Here is a 22,249-nt window from a genome sequence, read left to right as displayed (position 1 = left end):
GTCATCCCGTAGGGTGGGCAAGTTCCTTGCCCACGCGGTCAACGGACGGTAGCTACATCGCGGCGCGTCATTCCATACGTGATTTGAACGCGTGGGCAGAATCTGCCCACCCTACGAGCTAGTGGCCAAGCACCTTGCGGTGATCAATTCCACGCCGACGGCGAAAACAGGTAGCCTTCCCCCCACACCGTCTTGATCTTCTCCGACTCCGCATCGTCGAACTTGCGCCGCAGCTTGGAGATGCAGTTGTCGATGCTGCGGTCCAGCCCATCGAATTCGATCCCGCGCATCTTCTTGAGCAGCGCGTCGCGCGAGAGCACGCGGCCGGCCGCTTCGGCCAGCACCAGCAGCAGCTTGTATTCGGTATTGGACAGCACGCAGGCTTCGCCGCGCCAGGTCACGCTGCGGTCGGTGGTGACGATGCGCAGCGCCCCGAACTCCAGCACGCGCGCATCGAGGCCGCCCCGGGCCTGGGTGCGCCGCATCAGGGCGCGCAGCCGCGCCAGCAGCACGCGCGGCTGCACCGGCTTGTTCACGAAATCGTCGGCGCCCTGTTCCAGCACCGAGACCTCGTCGTAGGAGTCCTCGCGCGCCGTCAGGATCAGGATCGGCACCTCGGAGATCTCGCGCAGCTGGCGGCACACGACCATGCCGTCCAGCCCGGGCAGCATCAGGTCCAGCACCACCACGTCGGGCGAGAGCGCCTTGAAGCGCTCGAGCGCTGCGTCGCCGCGCGTGACCAGGTCCACCGCGAATTCATAGCCGGACAGGTATTCCGTGACGAGCTCGGCCAGCCGCGCATCGTCTTCCACCAACATCACTCGGTACATGCTCATTTTCTCCTTGGTCCAAGATTGTATAAGACCACTTGTCTAAAAGCACAGTCCCTACAAAGAGGGGACATTTGCGTACAGTTTGATGACACTTGATGCGCGATGAAACCAATCCGGGTGCGGCCATCTTACCCTTGCCCGCACCTGCCTGCCGGGCGGCGATTGGGTGTACAGTTGCAAGCTGTACATCACTGACCTTGGAGGAGCTCCGGATGAATCCTGTACGCCGCCCGCTCGGGCTGACCCTGATCGTCGCAAGCCTGCTTGGCGCTGTCCCGGCGCCGGCCCTGGCCCAGGAGGCCACCGTCGCGCCGCCGGCGGCGATGGTGCTGGAAAACGTGCCGCCCGTGGCGGCCAGCCTGGCGGCGAAGATCGCGAAATACAACGAGTTCAAGCCGACGTCCTACGCCGCCTGGCATCCACGCAAGTTCGAGATGATCGTCTCGCGCCGCCACAACAACACGCCGCAGCTGTTCCGCGTGGCCAAACCCGGTGCGAAGCTGGAGCTCATGACGGACTATCCCGAGCCGGTGCGCAGCGCGCAGTACGAGCCGCGCCACGGCAAGTTCTATGTGTTCGGGCGCGACACGGGCGGCAACGAAGTGTTCCGCGCCTACCGCCGCGATGCCGGCAGCAAGGCAGCCAGCACGGACGCGATTCCGATCACGCCCGACAACCGGCGCGTGCAGGACACCGCCTGGGCCGAGGCGAGCGGCAAGCTGCTGTACGTGACGGTGCCGGTGGGGCGCCAGGGCTCGAACGACCAGATCCAGTCCACCATCAGCATCGTCGATCCGCAGCAGCCGGAGCAGGCGCGCGTCCTGGCCGAGCTGCCCGGCGGAGGCTGGAATGCGTTCTCGTTCTCGCACGACGACAAGCAGCTGGTGTACAGCGAATACGTCTCGGCCAACGAGAGCTACCTGTGGCTGATGGATGTCGCCAGCGGCAAGAGCCGCCGCCTGACCGACAAGACAGGGGCCGAGAAGGTCGCCTACGGCAGGGCCCTGTTCGCGCGCGACGGCAAGGGCGTCTACACGACCAGCGACCGCGGATCGGAATTCGCGCGCCTGGTCTACATCGACCTGGCCAGCGGCAAGGAAACCGTGCTCAGCCCGGACATCCCCTGGGACATCGACAGCATCGACCTCTCGCGCGACGGCAAGCTGCTGGCCTTCGTGGCCAACGAGGACGGCACCAGCGTGCTGCGCCTGATGCGCACGAGCGACCGCACGCTGCTGGCGCAACCGAAGCTGCCGATGGGCGTCATCGGCCGCATCGAGTGGCATCGCGACAGCCGCAACCTGGCCTTGTCGCTGTCCTCGGCGCGCAGCCCGTCCGAGGTGTACAGCGTCGATGCCAGGAGCGGCGCGCTCACGCGCTGGACCGAGCACGAGAAGATGGAGGTCGACATGCACCGCTTCGTCGAGCCTTCGCTGGTGCGCTGGCAGTCCTTCGACAAGCGCAGCATTTCCGGCTTCGTCTACCGCGCTCCAAATGACAAATTCCCGGGCAAGCGGCCGGTCGTGATCAACATCCACGGCGGGCCGGAAGGGCAGTCCACGCCGGGCTTCCTGGGCCGTAACAACTACTACATGGACGAGATGGGCCTGACGGTCATCTATCCCAACGTGCGCGGCTCCAGCGGCTACGGCAAGAGCTTCCTGAAGCTCGACAACGGCAAGCTGCGCGAGGATTCGGTGCGCGACATCGGCGCGCTGCTCGACTGGATCGCCACCCAGCCGGACATGGACGCCTCGCGCGTGGCGGTGGTGGGCGGCTCCTACGGCGGCTACATGACGCTGGCGGTTGCGACCATGTATCCCGAGCGGATCGCAGCAAGCATCGACATCGTCGGCATCTCGAACTTCGCCACTTTCCTGGAACGCACCGAGAGCTACCGGCGCGACCTGCGCCGCGTCGAGTATGGCGACGAGCGCGATCCCGACATGCGCAAGTGGATGGAGGCGATGGCGCCGGCCAACAACGCGGCAAGAATCAGGAAGCCGCTGTTCGTCGTGCAGGGCAAGAACGACCCGCGCGTGCCCTGGCAGGAGGCCGACCAGATCGTCGCGACCGTGAAGAAGAACGGCACGCCGGTGTGGTACATGACGGCCAACGACGAAGGGCACGGGTTCGCCAAGAAGGCGAATGCGGATTACCTGTTCTATGCGGGGGTGGACTTCCTGAATACCTACCTGTTGAAATAGCCAGCTACCCGCAGGGTGGGCAGATTTTGCCCACGCGTTCGCCCAGTGCATGCGTCGCGAGGATGCATTTGTTGGTTGAACGCGCGGGCAGGAGCACCTGCCCACCCTGCGACATGCGGCTAGGCTTGCGCCGCGATCCGCTCGCTGATCGCCACACCCACTTGCGTCGTATTGGCCGTCCCGCCCATGTCCGGCGTGCGCAGCCCCTGCACCAGGCAATGCTCCACCGCCGCCATCACGGCATCGTGCGCCTCGGTATGACCCAAGAATTCCAGCATCATCGCGCCCGACCAGATCATCGCGATCGGGTTGGCGATGTTCTTGCCGTAGATATCAGGCGCCGAGCCGTGCACCGGCTCGAACAGCGAAGGGAAGCTGCGCTCGGGGTTCAGGTTGGCCGAGGGCGCGATCCCGATCGTGCCGGCGCAGGCCGGGCCCAGGTCCGACAGGATGTCGCCGAACAGGTTCGAGGCCACCACCACGTCGAAGCGCTCGGGCGAGAGCACGAAGCGCGCCGCCAGGATATCGACGTGGTACTTGTCCCAGCGCACTTCCGGGTAGGACGCTCCCATTGCGGCCACGCGCTCGTCCCAGTAGGGCATCGAGATGGCGATGCCGTTCGACTTGGTGGCCGCCGTCAGGTGTTGTTTGGGCCGGCGCTGGGCCAGCTCGAAGGCATACTTCAGGATGCGGTCGGTACCGTGGCGGGTGAAGATCGCTTCCTGCAGCACCAGTTCGCGCTCGGTGCCTTCAAACATGCGCCCGCCGACGGCCGAGTATTCGCCTTCGGTATTCTCGCGCACCACGTAGAAGTCGATGTCGCCCGGCCGCTTGTTCGCCAGCGGGCAGGGCACGCCCGGCATCAGGCGCACCGGGCGCAGGTTGACGTACTGGTCGAACTCGCGCCGGAATTTCAACAGCGAACCCCACAGCGAGATGTGGTCGGGGACGATGTCGGGCCAGCCGACGGCCCCAAAGAAGATCGCCTCGCACCCCGCCAGCTGCTCTTTCCAGTCGTCCGGCATCATCTGGCCGTGCTGCGCGTAATAGTCGCAGCTGGCCCAGTCGAAGCTGACGAAGTCGAACTTGAGGCCGAAGCGTTTGGCCACCGCTTCCAGGGAGCGCAGGCCTTCGGGCATGACTTCCTTGCCGATGCCATCCCCGGCGATGACGGCGATTCTATGGGTGTTCATCGTTTTTCCTCAATGGCATGTTGATATCGACATCAAGCTTAGCAAAGAAACGAAGTGTTTATAATCCTGGCAATTGTGCGTTCATGGAACACGAATCGTGAATAATGTGGAGAATGGCGACTTGCGGGTGCTGGTGAGCGTGGTGCGCAAGGGAAGCTTCAGCGGCGCGGCCGAGGACCTTGGCATGTCGGCCGCCTTCGTCAGCAAGCGCATCGGCATGCTGGAAGACGCGCTGGGCGTGCGCCTGTTCGAGCGCTCGACGCGGCGCATCGTGATCACCGACGACGGGGCCCAGGTGTACGGCCGCGCCCAGGTGATACTCGAGCAGCTCGACGACATGGTCGACGAGCTCTCCGAGCGCCGCCGCGAGCCGGCCGGTCGGCTGCGCATCTGCAGCAGCTTCGGCTTCGGGCGCAAGCTGGTGGCGCCCGTCATTGCGAGACTGGCCGCAGCGCATCCCAACCTGCAGATCCGCTTCGAGGTATTCGACCGCCTGGTCGACCAGGTGGCCGAGGGCTTCGACCTGGACGTGCGCATCGGCGACAGCATCCCGCCGCAGCTCGTCGCCCGCAAGCTCATGGACAACCACCGCATCCTGTGCGCCGCGCCGGCCTACCTGGCCCGGCACGGGACGCCGAAGACGCTGGCGGACCTCGCCGGCCACCAGTGCCTGGCGATCAAGGAGCGCGACCATCCGCTGGGGACCTGGCGCCTGCATGGAAGGCAGGGCGAAGAAACCGTGCGGGTGGCGGGCGCGCTGTCGACCAACCATGGCGAGATCGCCTTGAAGTGGGCGGTGGAGGGCGCCGGCATCGTGCTGCGCTCGCAGTGGGATGCGCGCGGCTACCTGGACAACGGCGCGCTGGTGCAGGTGCTGCCCGAGTACACCCAGCCGGCGAGCGTGTGGGCGGTGTATCCGCAGCGGCTAGCCGGGTCGGGCAGGGTGCGGGTGTGCGTGGAGTTCCTGCGCCGGTACCTGGCGTACTAGGCCAGGCGACTCCAGCGCGGCCTACTTGACCGAGAAGCGCACGCTGACGGCTTTTTTGTCGGCGAAGGTCACCGTCGCGACGGCCTTGCTGCCCGGCCCCAGGCCGGCAGCGCCCTTGGCGACCAGGGTATTGCCGCCACCCGGCGCCAGCGGCAACGCGGTCTTTTTCGTTCCCTTCAACACGGTCAGGGTGCCCGACGCGCCCTGGGTCGGCTTGTCCTTGCCGTGGTCGTCGACATGGATCGTCGCGCCGCTGTCCTTGACCACCAGTTCGAAGGCCAGGTCGCCCGCGCTTTGCACGATGCCGCCGTGCACGGGCTTGGCGCCGTGCGCAAGCGACTGGCCCGACCAGGCCAGGCTCGCGCCCAGGACCACTACTGCATACATCGTCTTCATTTCGTTCATCGTCCTCGAACATGGGGCGGCTCGGGATGGGCGCCGCCACTCGGCCCGACGTCTCAATAACTGTCCTTGCCTTGCTCGGCCAGCAGCCGCTCGAGCGGGCCGCGCCCGACCTTCCAGAAAATCAGGGGCGTGAGCAGCGCATCGAGCAGCGTGGAACTGATCAAGCCGCCGAAGATCACGACCGCGACCGGATGCAGGATTTCCTTGCCCGGCGCGTCGGCCGCCAGCAGCAGCGGCGTCAGGGCGAAGGCCGCGACCAGCGCCGTCATCACCACCGGCGTCAGGCGCTCGATCGAACCGCGCACGATCATCGGCCAGCCCCAGGTCTCGCCCTCGAACTTGCACAGGTTGATGTAGTGGCTGATCTTGAGGATGCCGTTGCGGGTGGCGATGCCGGCCAGCGTGATGAAGCCGACCATCGACGCCACCGACAGCGACACGCCGGCGATCCACATCGCCGCCACGCTGCCGACCAGGGCAAACGGAATATTGCCCATGATGACCAGCGCCAGCGTGGTCGAGCGGTAGCGCGCATACAGCACCAGGAACACCAGCACCAGCGAGGCCAGCGACAGGCCGACAATGGTCCGCTGCGCCTGCTCCTGGGCCTGGAACTGGCCCTCGATGCTGACGAAATACCCGCCTGGAAGCGCGCTGGCCGCAAGCGTCCTGCGCACTTCGCCGATCACCTGCGACATGCTGGTGCCGTCGGTGTTGGCATACACCACGATGCGGCGCCGCCCGTTCTCGCGGCCGATCTGGTTCGGGCCATCGCCCTCTTCGACCGTGGCGACCGTCGAGAGCGCGACCGGGCCGGCCGGACTGGCAAGCATGACCCGCGCCAGGTCCTGCGGCGAGCGGTCGACGTCGCTCAGGCGCACCACCAGGTCGTAGCGGCGCGCGCCGTCGATCACCTGGGTCACGCGGCTGCCTTCGGCCAGCGCCTGCAGCGCCCCCAGCACCTCGCCCGGGGCCAGGCCATGCTGGGCCGCCTTGCGGTAGTCGATGCGCACCTTGATCTGCGGGATCAGGACCTGGCGCTCCACCGACAGGTCGACCAGTCCCGGCACCGCCTTCAGGCGTGCCTGCAGGCCGTCGGCCAGGCCGCGCAGGGTGTCGATGTCGTCGCCGTAGATCTTCAGGGCGACCTGCGCCCGCACGCCCGACAGCAGATGGTCGAGCCGGTGCGAGATCGGCTGGCCGATCGCCACCGCGGCCGGGATCACCACTAGCTGGCTGCGGATGCCGGCCATGATCTCCTCGCGGCTGCGCGCGGACGGCTTCAGGTCGACGTCGAGCTCGGACGAGTGCACGCCTTCGGCATGCTCGTCCAGTTCGGCGCGGCCGGTGCGGCGCCCGACCCGGGTCACCTCGGGCACCTGCCGGACCAGGGTTTCGGCCAGCGCGCCCATGCGGTTCGCCTCGGCCAGCGAGGTGCCCGGGGTAAAGGTCATGCCCATGACCAGCGAACCTTCGTTGAACGGCGGCAGGAACGCGCGCGGGAAGAAGGGCACGGAGACGGCGGCGGCCAGCACCAGGATCAGCGCCGCCGCCAGCAGCAGCCGGATGCGCGCGAAGGACCAGTGCAGGGCCGCCGTGTCCCACTGCTTCATGCGGCGCACGATCGGGCTGTCGGCGCGGTGCAGGCGCTTCATCCTGGGCAGCAGGTAGTAGGCCAGCACGGGCGTGACCGTCATCGACACCAGCATCGAGGCCAGGATCGAGGCGATGTAGGCGATGCCCAGCGGCGCGAACAGCCGGCCCTCGATGCCGGGCAGGGCGAACAGCGGCACGAACACCAGCACCACGATCGCGGTGGCATAGACGATGCCCGAGCGGACCTCGACCGAGGCATGCCAGATCACGTCGATGACCGACCGGCCGGTTTCCGCGCGCTGCTTGAGCCGGCGCACGATGTTCTCGACGTCTACCACCGCGTCGTCCACCAGTTCGCCGATGGCGATGGCCAGGCCGCCGAGCGTCATCACGTTGATCGACTGCCCGAGCAGGTGGAAGGCCAGGGCCGTGACGGCCAGCGAGAGCGGAATGGCGACCAGCGAAATGAGGGTCGTGCGCACGCTGAGCAGGAAGGCGAACAGCACGATGGCGACCAGGATGGCGCCGTCGCGCAGCGCCTCGACCACGTTGCCGGTCGACGCATCGATGAAGTTCGCCTGGCGGAACAGCACCACCGGCTGGGCGATGCCCGATGGCAGTCCCTGCTTGAGTTCCGCGAGCGCGGTTTCGATGTCGCGCGTGAGCCGCACGGTATCGCTCGCCGGCTGCTTCTGCACGCTCAGGATCACGGCCGGCTTGCCGTCCAAGCCGGCGTCGCCGCGCTTGAAGGCCGGGGCGTAGCGCACCCTGGCCACCTGCTCGAGCACCACCGGCGCGCCGTTGCGGTAGGCCAGGGCCAGGCCCTGGATGTCCTCGAGGCGGTTGGTGCGGCCCAGGTTGCGGATCAGGTATTCGCGGTTGTTCAGGTCGACGAAGCCGCCGCTGGTATTGGCGGCAAAGCCGCGCAGCGCCGCGGTGAGCTGTTCCAGCGACACGCCGAACTGCGCCATCCTGGCGGTATCGGGCTCCACGCGCAGCTGGCGCACCTCGCCGCCGATCGGGATCACCTGCGACACGCCCGGGATCGACAGCAGGCGCGGGCGCAGCACGAAGTCGGCATACTCGCGCGCCTTCATCGGGTCGGTCCGGGCCACGTCGATCGGCAGCGCGATCAGCATGATCTCGCCCATGATCGACGACACCGGGCCCATGACCGGCGCGATGTTCCCCGGGAGCTGCTCCTTGACCAGCGCGATCCGCTCCGCCACCTGCTGCCGGTTGCGGTAGATATCGGTGCCCCAGTCAAACTCCGCATACACGATCGACAGGCCGACGCCCGAGACCGAGCGCACGCGCGTCACGCCCGGCATGCCGTTGAGCGCGGTCTCGATCGGGAACGAGACCAGCTGCTCGACTTCTTCCGGCGCCATGCCGCCGGCTTCGGCCAGCACCGTCACCACCGGCTTGTTCAGGTCGGGGAAGACGTCCACCGGCGTGCGCCATGCCGTCACGGCGCCGTAGACCATCAGCATCAGCGCCGCCGCCAGCACGAACAGGCGGTTGCGCAGGCTGAAACGCACTATCGAATCGAACATGGGCCGCTCACCTGATCTGGTTGATCAGGGAGGTGCCGACCACCACCACCCTGTTGTCGGGACTCAGGCCCCGGGTCACCACGACGGTGCGGGCGTCGAGCGCGGTCGCCTCCACCGGCAGGGCGATGAAGCGCTGGGCGCCGGACTTGATCCAGACCACGGTCTCGTTGGCCTGGTTGCGCGCCAGTGCCGCAGCCGGCAAGGCGATGCCTTTTACCTTGGTGTCGAGCCTGGCCAGCACGGTCACCGGCTGGCCCACGGCCAGGTCCAGCACTGCCGCGCGTGCGCGGAAGTTCAGCGGAACCGCGCCCTCGCGCAGGCTGCGCCCGCCCCCGAGCAGGGTCAGCTCAACCCCGGGATGGTCGAGCAGGCTCGCCGTGCCGATCCTGCGCGCGAGCGAGGCGTCCGGAGACAGGGCTTCGACCAGCATGCGCTGCGGATTGACGATCTCGAACAGCACGTCGCGCGATTCGACGATCTGGCCGTTCACAACCGATGCGCTGGCGACGATGCCGCCGGCCGGCGCGACGATCGCCTCGACGCCGCCGATCGACCTGGCGACGGCGCGCTCGCGGCCGACGACGCCGGCCAGCTCCGCCCGCGCCGCCTCGATCTCCTTGGCCGGCACCACGCCTTCCAGCGACTCCAGGCGCGCGACGCGCTTGGCCAGCAGCGCGCGCCTGGCGCGCAAGTCGGCCAGCTCGGCCGCCTGGTTGCCGCGTTCGATGGCCGCGCCGGCCGGGCGCAGGCGGGCCAGGACCTGGCCCTTGGCGACGCGCTGGCCGGCCACCGGCAGGCCATCCGGGCCGGGCGCGACCTGCCCGGCAAACGGGGCCTGGACCCGGCCGCCCGCATTCGGGTCGATCGCGGCGCGGCCGTTGAGCAGGACGGTGTGCGCGTGTTCGCCTTCGCGGGCCATCAGCGTGCGCACGCCCATGCGGCGCTGCGCCGGCTTGGGCACGTTGACGCTGCCGTCGGGCAGGCGCGCCAGGCCGCCGGCAGCGCCGGCCGCAGGGTCGTCGAGGTGTTCGCCGTTGGGGCCGTGTGCGCCGGGCGAGGCGAACAGGGAGGTGGCCAGCAGCGCGGCCGCCAGGCCCGCGAGGATCGGGTAGGTCTTGTTCATGTGGTGGCTTTCTTGCGTCGGCGCAGGCGCAGCAGGGCGAAGGCCGCGGCGATGATCGCCAGGCCTGCGCCGGATGCGAGCAGCCAGGGGCGCCAGGCGCCGTCTTCGTGGTCGTGCTCGTCGGCGGCGCCCACTTGCAGGCTGCCTTCGAGCAGGTCGCTTTCGCCGCCGGCGACCAGGGTAAACAACAGCGCATGGGTGCCGGGTTTGGAAATCGCGGCGAGGAAGGCCGGGTCGTCGATGGCGTAGTCGCCCGCGTCGTTGTGGAAGGTGGCCTTGGCCTTGAGGTTCTTGTACTGCACTTCCAGCATGCCGTTCAGGACCGGCTCGTTGGTCTCGTAGCGGTCGATCATGACCGACAGCTCGCCGCCGGACAGGTGCCCGAGCAGCTCGAACGATTCGGTGAAGGTCTCGATGCGCGGGGCCGCAGCGCCGCCCGCTTTGGGCTGGCCGTCGAGATGTTCGCCGTTCGGCCCGTGGGCGCCGGGGCCGGCGACTGCCGCCGGCATGGCGAGCATGATGGCGAACAGCAGGGACAGGATTTTCATGGAAGGATTCCTAAAGCTTGGTTGAGCTGCGCATGGGCGTAGCCGAGGGCGACTTTTTGCTGGGACACGGCGACGTCGGCCTCGTGGGTCAGGGCGCGCGAGCGCAGCAGATCCGCCAGGCCGCGTTCACCCTGGCGGAAGGCCTTGTCGAACAAGGCGGTGTGTTCGTGCAGGGCGGCCGCGCGCGCGGTCGCGTCGGCCAGCGCCGTGCGCGCATTGGCCAGGCGCTCGCGTGCGGTCTCGATCTCGGCCGCGGCGCTGGCCTGCGCCTCGGACGCTTCGGCGGCCGCGGTGGCAAGGGCGGTCTGCGCCTGGGCTTCGACGCCGCGGTTGCGCGCCGCGCTGCCGAGCGGCACCTGCAGCGCGAGGCCGATGCTGCGTACCGGTTCGCGCAGCGTGCGCTCGTCTTCGCGGCGCACCGACATGGCGATGGTGGGCGGCGCCGCGCGCGTGGCTGCAAACAGGCGCAGGGCGGCGCGGGCGCGCTGCTCGGACGCCTGCGCGGCGGCCAGGCGGGGATTGGCGGGCGCCGCGGGTTCGCGCAAGCGCTCCGGCTCGAGCGCGGGCAGTTCCGGCAAGCCCGTCAGGACCTGATAGCGGGCCAGTGCCTCGGCGGCGGCCGTGCGGGCCTTGCCGACCTCGATCCGCGCCGCCAGCACTTCCTGCTGGGCGAGCAGCCCGTCGCTGCGCGCCAGGTCGCCCGCCTTCACGCGGCGCTGCACTTCGTCGGCCAAGCCCTCGAGGTGATGCAGGTGGTCGCGCTTTTCGTCCAGCGTCACCCGCGCGGCGGCCGCTTCCCACATGCGGGTGCGCACCAGTCCTGCAACCGCAAGGCGGGTGGCGCCCAGCTGGGCCGCGGCTTCGTCGCCGCTGCGCGCGGCCATTGCTTCGCGTGCCGACTTCTGGCCCGGGAGCCAGAACGAGGACGACACCGACAGCTCGGATTCGCGTTGCTCGCGCTGGGAGGCGCCCTGGTCGGTGCGCTGCGACAGGCCCAGCGTGGGATTGGATGCCAGCCACGAGCCGGCCAGCGCACGCGCCGCGGCGGCTTCGTCCTGGCGCGCTTCGACGGTACGGGCGGCAGGCGCCCGCAGCCAGGCTTGTTCGACGGCGTGTGGCAGTGTGGCTGGCGGCGCCGCTTCGGCCTGGCATGGCAGGCAAAGGAGGGCGCCGACAAGGTAAAAGGACAGGCGGCAGGTGCGCATGGTTTCTCCATCGGGTGAGGTAGCGATTCACCGGGAGGGCGCACGGACGCGACTGTGTCGCGCCTTCAGGACTGGATCAGGTGTGCGATGTTCCCCCGGCGGCGTGGCCGAGGGCGTGGCGAGGCGGTTTTCGCGGTCCGTCCAGGTAGGGTTCGCTGACCGCCTGGGCGAGGAAAGGCGTGCGTCCCACGATCTGCTGTTCGGGAGGGACGGCCAGCGCGGCCATGCTGGAGCCGGCCGGCTGGGAGGAGCAGGAATGGTCCTGCACGTGCTCGATCGACTCGTCGGACAGGTCGTAGTGCACGGACCCGTCCTGGTCGTGATGGTGGTAGACACCCTTCTCGTGCTCCAGCGCGTGCGCGAGCGATGCGGACGCATCCGCATGCGGCAGGCCGTCCTGCATGGCGAGGCCATACAGGGGCAAACAGAGCAGCAGGAGAAGGTAGAAGATTCGGCGCAAGAGTCGACCCCGGGGAATGCGGGGATTATAGCAGCGCGGCCCGGCGCCGGGATCGCGCCCCGTGGTCCTGGCGAGACAAATAAAAAGCCCGCTCACAAGCGGGCTTCGGGCCTGGCCGGTATCGAACCGGTCAAGACGGCAAGCGTATGGCTCAGGCCATGTTCTTGTCGGCGAACTCCCAGTTGGCCACGTTCCAGAAGGCTTCCAGGAACTTAGCGCGGGCGTTGCGGTAGTCGATGTAGTAGGCGTGTTCCCAGACGTCGGCGGTGAGCAGGGCCTTGTCCGAAGTGGTCAAGGGGGTGCCGGCGTTCGAGGTGTTGACGATGTCGACGCCGCCGTCGGCCTTTTGCACCAGCCAGGTCCAGCCGGAACCGAAGTTGCCCAGCGCGGCCTTGTTGAACTCTTCCTTGAACTTGTCGAACGAGCCCCACTTGGCGTTGATCGCGTCCGCGACCTTGCCGCTTGGCGCGCCCGAGCCGTTCGGGGTCATGCAGTTCCAGAAGAAGGTGTGGTTCCACACCTGGGCCGAATTGTTGAAGATGCCGCCCGACGACTTCTTGATGATCTCTTCGAGGGACATGTTCTCGAACTCGGTCCCCTTGATCATGTTGTTCAGGTTGGTGACATAGGTCTGGTGGTGCTTGCCGTGGTGGTATTCGAGCGTCTCGGCCGAGATGTGCGGCTGCAGGGCGTCTTTGGCGTATGGCAGTGGCGGCAGGGTATGTTCCATGTTTTCTTCCTTATTGGGTTGGACGGGTTTTGTTCCAGAGCGCCGTTATTCTAAACCGGATGGCGCGTTGTTGCAGGCTTGGCATGTCACTCAGGCGCATTGTCGAGCACGGCTTGCACGCTGGACACGCCAATCTCGGCGCTGCCGCCGGCCAGGCGCACGGTCAGCTTGTTGCGCGCCTTGATCTGGGCCGGGTCGCGCAGCACCTCGCCCTTGGCATTGCGTACGATCGCATAGCCGCGCTCGAGCGTGCGTTGCGGGTTCAGCAGCTCGAGCTGGGCCGCCAGGGCGCCCAGCGCGTCGCGCCTTCCTTTGACCGCATTGGCCAGGCTGGCGTTCAGGTGGCGTCCCTCGGACAGCAGCTGGGCGCGCAGGGTACGCAGGTCGGGCCGGTAGCGCCCCCAGCGCTGCTGCAGCTGGGACAGCACCAGGCTCTGGCGGTTCAAGGGCGTGCGCACGGCGTGGGTCATGGCGGCGGCCACCGACAGCAGTTTCACGCGCTGGTGGCGGATCTGGGCCGAGGGGCTGAGCAGGCGGCGGCTGGTGCTGTCCAGGCCCTGGCTCGCTTCCGACAGGCTGCGCCGCATCGCGCGCCGCAGGTCCTGGGCGTCGCTCGCCAGCGACCCGAGCCAATCGGCGCGCGGGGTGGCCGCCAGTTCGGCGGCGGCGGTCGGCGTGGCGGCGCGCACGTCGGCGGCGAAGTCGGCAATGGTGAAGTCGGTTTCGTGGCCCACGCCCGAGATCACGGGGATGGTGCAGGCGTCGATCGCGCGCGCCACGCATTCCTCGTTGAAGCTCCACAGGTCTTCGATCGAGCCGCCGCCGCGGCAGACCAGCAGCACGTCGGCTTCGCCGCGGCGGGAAGCGGTCATGATGGCTTCGGCGATCTTGTCGGCGGCGAACTGTCCCTGCACGGGGGCAGGGTAGAGGATGACGCGTACATGCGGCGCCCGGCGGCGCAGGGCGGTGAGCACGTCGCGCAGGGCGGCGGCCTGCGGGCTGGTGACGATGCCGATCGTGCGCGGGAACAGCGGCAACGCGCGCTTGCGGTCCTGGTCGAACAGGCCCTGGCTGGAGAGCTTTTCCTTCAGGCGCACGAAGGCGTCGTACAGGGCGCCGACGCCGGCGCGGCGGATCGTCTCCACATTGATCTGGTAGTCGCCACGCGCGCCGTACAGCGTCACCAGCGCGCGCACTTCCACCTTGTCGCCTTCGCGCGGATTAAACCCGACATATTGCGCGCGGCTGCGGAACATCACGGCCCGGACCTGGGCCGCATCGTCCTTCAGCGTGAAATACCAGTGGCCCGAGCTGGCCCGGGTGAAGTTGGAAATCTCGCCGCTAATCCAGGCCAGTGGAAAACTCCGCTCGAGCAGGCGGGCAACCTGCTGGTTCAGGGCCGTCACGGTCATGACGGGCGGTGCGGTGTAGGCGGGGTCGGCGTCAGCTGGACGTTCCATGGGGTGCGAGGGATAACGGACAAAGGTGATGCTTATGTCACATCTGGTCGAAAACGACAAGTGCCGGCGGCAGCCGTGCGCATGCATGGGTGCAGATTATCTTCAAGACGCCGATGTTGCCTTTTTTCAATGCATTCTATTGAAGTACTGTGGAATCAAGGACTTGCAAGCGCGAACCGCCTCTGAACCTTGATCTTATCCACACAATCTGTGGGCAACTCATCCATAAGACACAAGACTGCGACATTTTGTGGCTTGCTGCATTCTTTCCTTATGCGTCAAGCACTTGGCATGCATACGCGGCGTTTGATCACATTGTTGTCCACAGAAGCTGTGTATAGGAAGTAGCCAAACAACAAACTGTGGGATCCGGCGACATGGCGTTCGTCTTGCTTAAAAATGTTGCTAGGAAAGTATATTGTTCTAGATCAAGGACTTAATCGATCGGGCGCTGGCTTGCTCACAATTTTGTCCACACAAATTGTGCACAAGCGCCTGTCGATGCTAGGCGGGTGGAGGACGAGGTTCCGGGGAACAAGTCGCAACGCAGGGAAAGGACAGCCGGCCCCGGCGGCACAAGTCGAACGGCGCGTTTTCTTGGGTTTGCCCGTTTGCGTGGCAGGACAGCTTAGCTCGTTTAGAATCAAGTACTTAAGGGAGAGTCCAGTTCCTTCATCACATTGTTATCCACAAAATCTGTGCAGAGCTGAACTTTCTCTGCATCCAGCACTGAAGCGCTGAACAACTGATGCATGGATCGCTGTTTTTGCATTGAAACACCGGTCGAATGGCTGAGTGATTAAATTTCGTGCAGTATCATTTTTTCGTTAAAAATCAATGGCTTAATGCTTAGAAAAGCGGGTTGATCACATTATTGTCCACAAAAAGTGTGAGGAAGCTCACAGAGTCGTCGTGGAGAACGCAAAGCTCAGCCATGCTCATTTTTTGTGCTAGGGAGATTTGTCTTTAATAATCAATGGCTTAAGGGGTGCAAAAGCCCATTGCGCACAATTTTGTCCACAGAATGTGTTCGTAACTACAGATGTTTGAGCTGGCTCAATACGCTCGCTCGTCAGTAGAGTTGAGAGGAAGCGACCCGCTCCGACCCATGCCGTTTTCTTGCGCACGCCTGAAATACCGTTTGAAATCAAGGTTCTTTGGTCGAACGCAGAGCCTTGCACACATTTTTATCCACAGAAGATGTGCAGAACCTCAGGCGTAATGCACTTGCCGCAGTGCTAGCAACAAGTTACATTGCTGAATTGCTTTCTCACCGTCCAGGAGTTCGTTTTGCTCGCTATCTTCCAAGCTGCAGGTTGGCCAATCTGGCTCTTGCTGATCGCCTCGATCGTCGCTGTCGCCCTGATCGTGGAACGCCTGATCTACCTGCGCCGCGAAAAGATCCTCCCTAAACAACTGCTGGACGAAGTCATTCGCGTCTACCGCGCCGGCAAGGTCACGCCCGACGTCGTGGACAAGCTCGAACACAATTCGCCGCTCGGCACCGTGCTGGCCGCGGCGCTGCGCAATGTCGACGCCCCGCGCGACGTCATGAAGGAATCCATCGAGGAGGCCGGCCGCGGCGTCGCCCACGGCCTGGAACGCTTCCTCACCACGCTCGGCACCATCGCTTCGCTTGCGCCGCTGATGGGCCTGTTCGGCACGGTGGTCGGCATGATCGAGATCTTCGGCGCCCAGAGCCCGACCGGCGGCAACAACCCGGCGCAACTGGCGCACGGCATTTCGGTGGCCTTGTATAACACCGGTTTCGGCCTGGCCATCGCCATGCCGGCGCTGGTGTTCTATCGCCACTTCCGCGCGCTGGTCGACAGCTTCATCGTCGAGATGGAGCTGCAATCGGTGAAATTCGTCGACGTCGTCCACGGGACCCGCAAATGATGAATTTCCGCCGCGGCCGCCAGCGCGAGGAACCGGAGATCAACCTGATCCCGTTCATCGACGTGCTGCTGGTCGTCCTGATCTTCCTGATGGTCTCGACCACCTACAGCAAATTCACCGAGCTGCAGATCACGCTGCCGACGGCGGACGCGGCCAAGGTCGAGCAGCGCCCCTTCGAGATCAATGTCACCATCGACGCCAAGGGTAACTACACGGTGAACAATGTCCCGGTGTCTTTCCACAGCGTCGCCGGCCTGGCCGAAGACTTGAAGACCGCCGCCAGCAGCGGCCCCGGCGGCCAGCCGGCAACGGACCCGGTCGTCATCGTCAACGCCGACCAGTTCGCGATGCACCAGATGGTGATCAACGTGCTGGAAGCGGCGCGCGTGGCCGGCTTCGAGAAGCTGACCTTCGCCGCCCAGACCGGCGCCAAGAAGTAAGCGGGCCGGGCGCGCCTGACGCGCGCCCGCCGCCTCCAGCATGGCATCACCCTTCCTCGAATCGACCCTGACCCGCGCCTGGCTGCGCCGCGGCCCGCTGGCGCTCGCCTTGCTGCCGCTGGCGCTCGTCTTCCGGCTGCTGTCCGCCATCCGCGCGCTGCTCTACCGCCTCGGCATCAAGGAAAGTGCGCGGCTGCCAGTGCCCGTCATCGTGGTCGGCAATATCTTTATTGGCGGCACCGGCAAGACGCCGCTGACGATCTGGCTGGCCGAGGCGCTGCGTGCGGCCGGCATGCGACCGGGCGTGATTTCGCGCGGCCACGGCGGTGCGCAGTCCAATCCGCGCGAGGTCAGGCCAATGTCGAGCCCGCTTGACGTGGGCGACGAGCCGCTGCTGATCGCCGCGCGCACCGGCTGTCCGGTGGTGGTCGGACGCAAGCGTGTCGAAGCGGGCAGGGCGCTGCTGGCGCTTCACCCCGAAGTCGACGTCCTGATCACCGATGACGGGCTGCAGCATTACGCCCTGGCGCGCGACATCGAGATCGTCCTGTTCGACGGCCGCGGCGTCGGCAATGGCTGGCTGCTTCCGGCCGGGCCCTTGCGCGAGCCGCCTGCGCGGCGCCGCGATTTTACCGTCATCAATGCCCCAACGATCACGCCGGCGCTGGCGCAGTCGGTCGGCGGCCAGCCCTTCCAGATGCAGCTGGCGGGCGGGTTTGCCGAACCGCTGGGCCGTCCGGGCGAACGGCTGCCTTTGACGCAATTGATCGGCAAGCGCATCGTCGCGGCCGCCGGCATCGGCAATCCGGGGCGCTTCTTCGCCATGCTGCGCGCGGCCGGATTGACGGTCGACGAGCTGCCGCTGCCCGATCACCACGACTTCCTCGACCGTCCCTTCGACGCGCTGGACGCCGATGTCATCCTGATCACGGAGAAGGATGCAGTAAAATGTCGGCAACTTGATAACCTGAAGGACGATCCGCGCTTGTGGGTCGTACCGGTGACGGCGCGGATCGATCCTGCGCTGGCCGAACAAATCGTGGAGAAATGTCGTGGACGCTCGACTGCTTGATATCCTGGTCTGCCCGCTGTGCAAGGGCCCCCTCCAGTACGAAAAGAAGGCGCAGGAACTCATCTGCAGCCCGGACCGCCTGGCTTACCCCATTCGCGATGGTATCCCGATCATGTGGGCCGACCAGGCGCGCAAGATCGAGCCGGTCTAAGCGGCCGGCATGAGCTTCACCGTCATCATCCCGGCCCGGCTGGCCTCGACCCGCCTGCCGAACAAGCCGCTGGCCGACCTGGGCGGCAAGCCGATGGTCGTGCGCGTGGCCGAGCGCGCGCGCGAATCCGGTGCCGCGCGCATCGTCGTCGCCACCGATCATCCTGATATCTTGGCGGCCTGCGCCGCGCACGGCATCGACGCCCGCATGACGCGCGCCGACCACCCGTCCGGCACCGACCGCATCGCCGAAGTCGCACTGGCCCTTGGCCTGGGGCCGGACGAGGTCGTGGTCAACCTGCAGGGCGACGAACCGCTGATCGATCCAGGCCTGCTGGCGGCCTGCGCCGCACGCATTCGCGACGGCGTGCCGATGGCCACCTGCGCCCATCCGATCCTTGACGTGGCCGATGTGTTCAACCCGAACGTCGTGAAAGTCGTGCTCGACAAGGCGGGGAGGGCGCTGTATTTCTCGCGCGCCACGATTCCCTGGCACCGCGACGCCTTCGCCGCGACGCAGGATTCACTGCCCCAGGGTTACGCACCCCTGCGCCATATCGGCCTGTACGCCTATGGCAATGCCTTCCTCCAGGCATATCCGGCTTTGGAAATTGCGCCGCTCGAAACCATCGAGGCGCTCGAACAATTGCGTGTGCTGTGGCACGGTTATCCGATCGCCGTGCATGTCACCGACAGCGCGCCGCCGGGCGGCGTGGACACGCCGAACGACCTGGCGCGGGTGCGCCGCCACTACCCAAGCTGACCGCGCGGAAAGTCACATTCCAGGCCTTCTGCGCCAGATCAAAAGTTGCTCTCAGGCGGCCTTTGGATTGGCGTTAATGCCAACTTTTGTGGTAACTTTCGTGTCAAGGTAACCAGATATGCATCAAGCCCGACCGTCGGCAAACATAATAATCATCAACATCCTCTAGGAATCTAGGAAACTCATGCGTCTCATTCTGCTAGGAGCACCGGGAGCCGGTAAGGGCACCCAGGCTAACTTCATCAAGGAAAAGTTCAACATCCCCCAGATCTCCACCGGCGACATGCTGCGCGCCGCGATCAAGGCCGGGACTGAACTGGGCCTGGCTGCCAAGAAGGTGATGGATGCGGGCCAGCTGGTGTCGGACGACATCATCATCGGCCTGGTGAAAGAGCGCCTGAAAGAAACCGATTGCGCCAACGGCTACCTGTTCGACGGTTTCCCGCGCACCGTGGCGCAGGCCGACGCCATGAAGGACAGCGGCGTGACCATCGACTACGTGCTCGAAATCGACGTGCCGGACGACCTGATCGTCGAGCGCATGTCGGGCCGCCGCACCCACCCGGGCTCGGGCCGCGTCTACCACGTCAAGTTCAACCCGCCGAAGGTCGAGGGCATCGACGACGTCACCGGCGAGCCGCTGGTGCAGCGCGACGACGACAAGGAAGAAACCGTCGTCAAGCGCCTTACGGTCTACCACAACCAGACTGAAGTGCTGCTCGGCTACTACAACAAGTGGGCCCAGTCCGGCCTGCCTGGCGCGCCGAAATACCGCAAGATCACCGGCGTTGGCCCGGTCGAGCAGGTGCGCGATGCCGCCTTCGCGGCGCTGTCGGAGTAATCCTTCAGCTCAGCATCAAAGCGAGACGGCCCCGAGGGGCCGTTTTTCGTTAACCTCGATGAGAAGGTCCGGCAAACCCTCGGTTGCCTTGAACAAGGCAAGGGCACGGACTGGGCTGCTTCGGCCGTTCGCCATCGGCGATGGCGACACTGCGCTGCCAGGTTTGCGCGGTCATCGGGCAGGCCGTCTGGGCCTATGCAGGTGATTCGCCGGGCTTGCCTTACCGCGCCGGGTCCCTCCGATCCTCAGTAAAGGTCGAGCCCGGCTCGTGTATGCGGCAGCGCACTACGCGTGCCGAATCACCCTTCGATGCGCCTGGTGCAGGCGGTGCTGGGCGCGGGCATCGCGGATGCTCCAGCCTAGCGCCAGGATCCCCTGCCCGCAAAGGACATAGCTGAGCAGGGAATGATCGGCAGGCACCAGGGCCGTGGGCTGGTCGAGCCAGGCGCCTGCAACGGGGGCCAGCAGGGTCATGACGACGCCCAGGTTGACAAACATGAGCAGGTGCATGATGCGCTCGGTGACAGGCAACTGGCGCACATCGGGTTCCAGCACGGTGTCCACTGTCGAGACAAGGATTTCGCCCACGAACAGCAGGCCAAGCACGACGGCCCAGGCGCCATGCCACTCGAACCATGCCAGGCCGAGGAAGACCGTGGCGAAGATCAGTTCGCGAATGCTGTGCAGGCGTACTTCCAGCCACAAGGAAGCTTGCTTCGGCAGGCGCGCAATGATTTCATGGTTGATGACGATATCGAGGCCGCCGAGCACCCCATGGACGATCAGCGCGTACACCCAAGGGCTCATTGCATGACCCCGGTCACGCGGCGCACATGCGCTCGCCCGGGCCTCGATCCCGTATCCCGGGCGGCTGATGTCAGGACTTGCGCCGGCACAGCATCGCTCCCAGCGCAAGCCCCAGGCCGAACGTCGCGTAAACGACTGCCAGCGATGGTTTCGATAGCCGCATTTCATATCCGGGATGCAGACGCCGGGGCGTCAACTGGTAATCGGTAAAGCACGCCACCGCAGCGGTGGCGGCCCCGACCTGGAGCGTGGTCAGCGGCTCTCCACGGTCGAGCACCTTGCCAAGGAAGCGTTCGGCTAGTACCGCCCAGAACAGCGAACTGCCATGGTGGATCGCGAAGCCGGTCACGGTGTATTTCATGGACGGCCCGTCCTGCAAGGCCGCCTTGTCGCCATGAAACCAGTGGCTGATGGCGTTGGTCGGCGCGTAGCCGGAGCCGGTTTCCCACTTTCCCAGCGCTGCAAGCGCGGCAGTCGACAGGATGCTGGCGACGCTACCGCCGATATATCCGCGCTGACAGGCGCTAATCCAGTTGCTCATCGTCTCTCCTGCGCGGCCGTGTGGACTGGACGAAGTCACGCAGCATCGTTCATCGTCGATCCGACCGCACGGACCGCGACGCCATCCATCCTACAAATACCCTTCGACCGCTGCGGTAAGCGACTCGCGGTCCGAATCCCCTTCATAGCGCTCGCCGTTGATGAAGAAACTCGGCGTCCCGCGCGCCCCCAGCGACTTGCCTTCGGACGCCTGCGCCGCGATGCGTTCGCGGTAGCGCCGCTGCGCCAGTTCCTCCTCGAGGCGCGCCGCATCCACGCCGACCTCGCGCGCCAGCAGCGGCAGCTGCCCCGGCGTCACCTGGGCCTGGTGCTCGAACAGCGCATCGTGCATTTCCCAGAACTTGCCCTGCGCGCCGGCGGCTTCCGCGGCCTCGGCGGCGGGCTCGGCATTGGGGTGCATCCCGAGCGGCAGGTGGCGGTAGACCAGGGCGACGCGCTCGCCGTGGCGCTGCTGCAGCTCGAGCAGGGTCGTGCGGGCCCGCGCGCAATACGGGCACTGGAAATCGCCATACTCGACAATGACGACATCGGCATCGCGGTTGCCGCGCACATGGTCGTCGTCCTGGATCTGCACCTGGTTCATCCTTGCTCTCCTCATGATCGATGTGCCAATCTTCGCATGCGCTCCCGGCTGGCTGCCGCGCGTTACCGGTAGACAAGCCGTCGTGTGCGCCCTCCTCGAAAGCGCAGGCCGATAATGAACGCCTGACCATTCGAATTGCCCGAGGTGCGCCATGAGTCCCATCCAGTCCACCATTGCCCTGCTGTTCGCGCTCGGTTCCGCGAGCGCGCTGGCCCAGAACCAGCCGAGCCTGACGCCGACGCCGAGCAAGCCGGCCGACAGCGCCACCTATGGCCCGGTGCTCAACCCGCAGGCAGCCCCGGCCCCGGCGCCGGCCGCCGCGCCGCAGCCCTCCGGCGAGGCGCGGCCGCAGGCGCAGGAAGAGCGCGCCGGCCAGCCGCCGGCCAGCAAGCATCTCGAGGTCGATCCCTCGGCCCGTCCCGCGCCGCAAGCCGCCCAGCCCCAGCAGGGCCAGCAAAGCCAGGACGCGGCCAAGCGCAAGCCGCCCACCAGGAAGGGCAAGCAGGCGCTGCGGCGTTCGGTAGACCAGCGCATCGAGAGCACGCCGCGCATCGCGGCCCCGACGCCCGCGCCGGCGCCGCGCGCCGAGCCCCAGGCGGCGCCGCGGCCGGTCGGTCCCTCGTCCACCCAGGTTGTGGGCTGCATCGGCGGCAATTGCACCGACACGAGCGGCGCCGGCTATAACGCCGCCGGACCCGGGAATGCGGCGGTGAGCAGCAGCGGCCAGCTCTGCACCCGCAGCGGCGCCACCATGCAGTGCTTTTGACGGCGCCTTGGCGCCAGCCTGGTTTTTCTCGCGAAAAGTTCGCTACAATGCCGCTGTTTGACG

22 protein-coding genes are annotated in these 22,249 nt (G+C 66.4%); 9 read left to right on the top strand and 13 right to left on the bottom strand.

Translation table 11 applies throughout. The features are described from left to right. Positions 1-143: 143 nt before the first annotated feature. Positions 144-830 carry a response regulator gene (locus AC3XQU_RS09655; protein WP_489874179.1) on the bottom strand — a complete coding sequence of 229 codons (687 nt, stop codon included), beginning with the start codon at positions 828-830 and terminating at the stop codon, positions 144-146. A gap of 215 nt (positions 831-1,045) precedes the next feature. Between AC3XQU_RS09655 and AC3XQU_RS09650 the strand changes: the two genes are divergently transcribed. Beyond that, entirely contained in the window at positions 1,046-3,040 is a 1,995-nt protein-coding gene (locus tag AC3XQU_RS09650; protein ID WP_489873944.1) for a S9 family peptidase, read from the top strand. Between the two features lie 119 nt (positions 3,041-3,159). Here AC3XQU_RS09650 and AC3XQU_RS09645 read toward each other — a convergent pair whose 3' ends face one another. Then, entirely contained in the window at positions 3,160-4,233 is a 1,074-nt protein-coding gene (locus AC3XQU_RS09645) for a tartrate dehydrogenase (RefSeq protein WP_489873943.1), read from the bottom strand. A gap of 97 nt (positions 4,234-4,330) precedes the next feature. Here AC3XQU_RS09645 and AC3XQU_RS09640 point away from each other — a divergent pair, with 97 nt between their 5' ends. Then, entirely contained in the window at positions 4,331-5,221 is an 891-nt protein-coding gene (locus AC3XQU_RS09640) for a LysR substrate-binding domain-containing protein (protein WP_489873942.1), read from the top strand. Positions 5,222-5,242: 21 nt separating this feature from the next. On the opposite strand, the gene AC3XQU_RS09635 is transcribed toward AC3XQU_RS09640, so the two are convergent. The 8 genes from AC3XQU_RS09635 to xseA form a co-directional block, all read right to left on the bottom strand. Then, positions 5,243-5,626, bottom strand: coding sequence for a hypothetical protein (locus AC3XQU_RS09635; protein ID WP_489873941.1), 384 nt, complete (start codon positions 5,624-5,626; stop codon positions 5,243-5,245). Positions 5,627-5,679: 53 nt separating this feature from the next. Then, complete coding sequence (locus tag AC3XQU_RS09630) at positions 5,680-8,778, bottom strand: efflux RND transporter permease subunit (RefSeq protein WP_489873940.1); 3,099 nt, start codon at positions 8,776-8,778, stop codon at positions 5,680-5,682. A 7-nt stretch (positions 8,779-8,785) separates the two neighbouring features. Beyond that, the gene (locus tag AC3XQU_RS09625) at positions 8,786-9,901 is read right to left on the bottom strand and encodes an efflux RND transporter periplasmic adaptor subunit (RefSeq protein ID WP_489873939.1); all 1,116 of its coding nucleotides are present in this window, start codon (positions 9,899-9,901) and stop codon (positions 8,786-8,788) included. Continuing rightward, positions 9,898-10,449: a hypothetical protein gene (locus AC3XQU_RS09620; RefSeq protein WP_489873938.1), complete on the bottom strand. Its 552-nt coding sequence runs from the start codon at positions 10,447-10,449 to the stop codon at positions 9,898-9,900. The genes AC3XQU_RS09625 and AC3XQU_RS09620 overlap by 4 nt, the downstream gene beginning before the upstream one ends. Then, complete coding sequence (locus AC3XQU_RS09615; RefSeq protein ID WP_489873937.1) at positions 10,446-11,654, bottom strand: TolC family protein; 1,209 nt, start codon at positions 11,652-11,654, stop codon at positions 10,446-10,448. The genes AC3XQU_RS09620 and AC3XQU_RS09615 overlap by 4 nt, the downstream gene beginning before the upstream one ends. A 76-nt stretch (positions 11,655-11,730) precedes the next feature. Next, positions 11,731-12,114: a hypothetical protein gene (locus AC3XQU_RS09610; RefSeq protein WP_489873936.1), complete on the bottom strand. Its 384-nt coding sequence runs from the start codon at positions 12,112-12,114 to the stop codon at positions 11,731-11,733. Positions 12,115-12,265: 151 nt separating this feature from the next. Further along, positions 12,266-12,844, bottom strand: coding sequence for a superoxide dismutase (locus tag AC3XQU_RS09605; protein WP_489873935.1), 579 nt, complete (start codon positions 12,842-12,844; stop codon positions 12,266-12,268). 86 nt (positions 12,845-12,930) lie between these two features. Next, positions 12,931-14,304 (bottom strand): exodeoxyribonuclease VII large subunit, encoded by a 1,374-nt coding sequence (gene xseA, locus AC3XQU_RS09600; RefSeq protein WP_489873934.1) that lies wholly within the window; start codon positions 14,302-14,304, stop codon positions 12,931-12,933. A 1,290-nt stretch (positions 14,305-15,594) separates the two neighbouring features. On the opposite strand from xseA, the gene AC3XQU_RS09595 reads away from it, so the two are divergent. The 6 genes from AC3XQU_RS09595 (at position 15,595) to adk (ending at position 19,469) form a co-directional block, all read left to right on the top strand. Further along, entirely contained in the window at positions 15,595-16,203 is a 609-nt protein-coding gene (locus AC3XQU_RS09595) for a MotA/TolQ/ExbB proton channel family protein (protein WP_489873933.1), read from the top strand. Beyond that, on the top strand, positions 16,203-16,643 hold the full coding sequence (locus AC3XQU_RS09590) for an ExbD/TolR family protein (RefSeq protein WP_489874178.1): 441 nt from the start codon (positions 16,203-16,205) through the stop codon (positions 16,641-16,643). Before AC3XQU_RS09595 ends, AC3XQU_RS09590 begins: the two co-directional genes overlap by 1 nt. A gap of 40 nt (positions 16,644-16,683) precedes the next feature. Next, entirely contained in the window at positions 16,684-17,715 is a 1,032-nt protein-coding gene (gene lpxK, locus AC3XQU_RS09585; protein WP_489873932.1) for a tetraacyldisaccharide 4'-kinase, read from the top strand. Beyond that, a complete protein-coding gene (locus AC3XQU_RS09580) occupies positions 17,696-17,866 on the top strand; it encodes a Trm112 family protein (protein ID WP_489873931.1) in 171 nt (56 codons plus the stop codon). The genes lpxK and AC3XQU_RS09580 overlap by 20 nt, the downstream gene beginning before the upstream one ends. A gap of 9 nt (positions 17,867-17,875) precedes the next feature. Then, entirely contained in the window at positions 17,876-18,628 is a 753-nt protein-coding gene (gene kdsB, locus AC3XQU_RS09575; protein WP_489873930.1) for a 3-deoxy-manno-octulosonate cytidylyltransferase, read from the top strand. Between the two features lie 184 nt (positions 18,629-18,812). Beyond that, positions 18,813-19,469, top strand: coding sequence for an adenylate kinase (gene adk / locus AC3XQU_RS09570; protein WP_489873929.1), 657 nt, complete (start codon positions 18,813-18,815; stop codon positions 19,467-19,469). 285 nt (positions 19,470-19,754) lie between these two features. Here adk and AC3XQU_RS09565 read toward each other — a convergent pair whose 3' ends face one another. The 3 genes from AC3XQU_RS09565 to AC3XQU_RS09555 all read right to left on the bottom strand — a co-directional run bounded on the left by AC3XQU_RS09565 (position 19,755) and on the right by AC3XQU_RS09555 (position 21,420). Next, positions 19,755-20,276: a hypothetical protein gene (locus tag AC3XQU_RS09565; protein WP_489873928.1), complete on the bottom strand. Its 522-nt coding sequence runs from the start codon at positions 20,274-20,276 to the stop codon at positions 19,755-19,757. 70 nt (positions 20,277-20,346) lie between these two features. After that, entirely contained in the window at positions 20,347-20,817 is a 471-nt protein-coding gene (locus AC3XQU_RS09560) for a hypothetical protein (RefSeq protein WP_489873927.1), read from the bottom strand. 90 nt (positions 20,818-20,907) lie between these two features. Next, complete coding sequence (locus AC3XQU_RS09555) at positions 20,908-21,420, bottom strand: DsbA family protein (RefSeq protein ID WP_489873926.1); 513 nt, start codon at positions 21,418-21,420, stop codon at positions 20,908-20,910. Positions 21,421-21,571: 151 nt separating this feature from the next. Between AC3XQU_RS09555 and AC3XQU_RS09550 the strand changes: the two genes are divergently transcribed. Beyond that, positions 21,572-22,186 carry a hypothetical protein gene (locus tag AC3XQU_RS09550; protein ID WP_489873925.1) on the top strand — a complete coding sequence of 205 codons (615 nt, stop codon included), beginning with the start codon at positions 21,572-21,574 and terminating at the stop codon, positions 22,184-22,186. Positions 22,187-22,249: the final 63 nt, after the last annotated feature.

The organism is Telluria sp. AZSoR62 (assembly GCF_058111565.1).
This window is presented reverse-complemented; position numbering and strand designations above follow the sequence as displayed.

Coding starts and splice junctions, on each gene's coding strand:
- AC3XQU_RS09655 (WP_489874179.1), bottom strand. CDS start 830: ATGTACCGAGTGATGTTGGTGGAAGACGATGCGCGGCTGGCCGAGCTC.
- AC3XQU_RS09650 (WP_489873944.1), top strand. CDS start 1,046: ATGAATCCTGTACGCCGCCCGCTCGGGCTGACCCTGATCGTCGCAAGC.
- AC3XQU_RS09645 (WP_489873943.1), bottom strand. CDS start 4,233: ATGAACACCCATAGAATCGCCGTCATCGCCGGGGATGGCATCGGCAAG.
- AC3XQU_RS09635 (WP_489873941.1), bottom strand. CDS start 5,626: ATGAACGAAATGAAGACGATGTATGCAGTAGTGGTCCTGGGCGCGAGC.
- AC3XQU_RS09630 (WP_489873940.1), bottom strand. CDS start 8,778: ATGTTCGATTCGATAGTGCGTTTCAGCCTGCGCAACCGCCTGTTCGTG.
- AC3XQU_RS09625 (WP_489873939.1), bottom strand. CDS start 9,901: ATGAACAAGACCTACCCGATCCTCGCGGGCCTGGCGGCCGCGCTGCTG.
- AC3XQU_RS09620 (WP_489873938.1), bottom strand. CDS start 10,449: ATGAAAATCCTGTCCCTGCTGTTCGCCATCATGCTCGCCATGCCGGCG.
- AC3XQU_RS09615 (WP_489873937.1), bottom strand. CDS start 11,654: ATGCGCACCTGCCGCCTGTCCTTTTACCTTGTCGGCGCCCTCCTTTGC.
- AC3XQU_RS09605 (WP_489873935.1), bottom strand. CDS start 12,844: ATGGAACATACCCTGCCGCCACTGCCATACGCCAAAGACGCCCTGCAG.
- xseA (WP_489873934.1), bottom strand. CDS start 14,304: ATGGAACGTCCAGCTGACGCCGACCCCGCCTACACCGCACCGCCCGTC.
- AC3XQU_RS09590 (WP_489874178.1), top strand. CDS start 16,203: ATGAATTTCCGCCGCGGCCGCCAGCGCGAGGAACCGGAGATCAACCTG.
- lpxK (WP_489873932.1), top strand. CDS start 16,684: ATGGCATCACCCTTCCTCGAATCGACCCTGACCCGCGCCTGGCTGCGC.
- kdsB (WP_489873930.1), top strand. CDS start 17,876: ATGAGCTTCACCGTCATCATCCCGGCCCGGCTGGCCTCGACCCGCCTG.
- adk (WP_489873929.1), top strand. CDS start 18,813: ATGCGTCTCATTCTGCTAGGAGCACCGGGAGCCGGTAAGGGCACCCAG.
- AC3XQU_RS09565 (WP_489873928.1), bottom strand. CDS start 20,276: ATGAGCCCTTGGGTGTACGCGCTGATCGTCCATGGGGTGCTCGGCGGC.
- AC3XQU_RS09560 (WP_489873927.1), bottom strand. CDS start 20,817: ATGAGCAACTGGATTAGCGCCTGTCAGCGCGGATATATCGGCGGTAGC.
- AC3XQU_RS09555 (WP_489873926.1), bottom strand. CDS start 21,420: ATGAACCAGGTGCAGATCCAGGACGACGACCATGTGCGCGGCAACCGC.
- AC3XQU_RS09550 (WP_489873925.1), top strand. CDS start 21,572: ATGAGTCCCATCCAGTCCACCATTGCCCTGCTGTTCGCGCTCGGTTCC.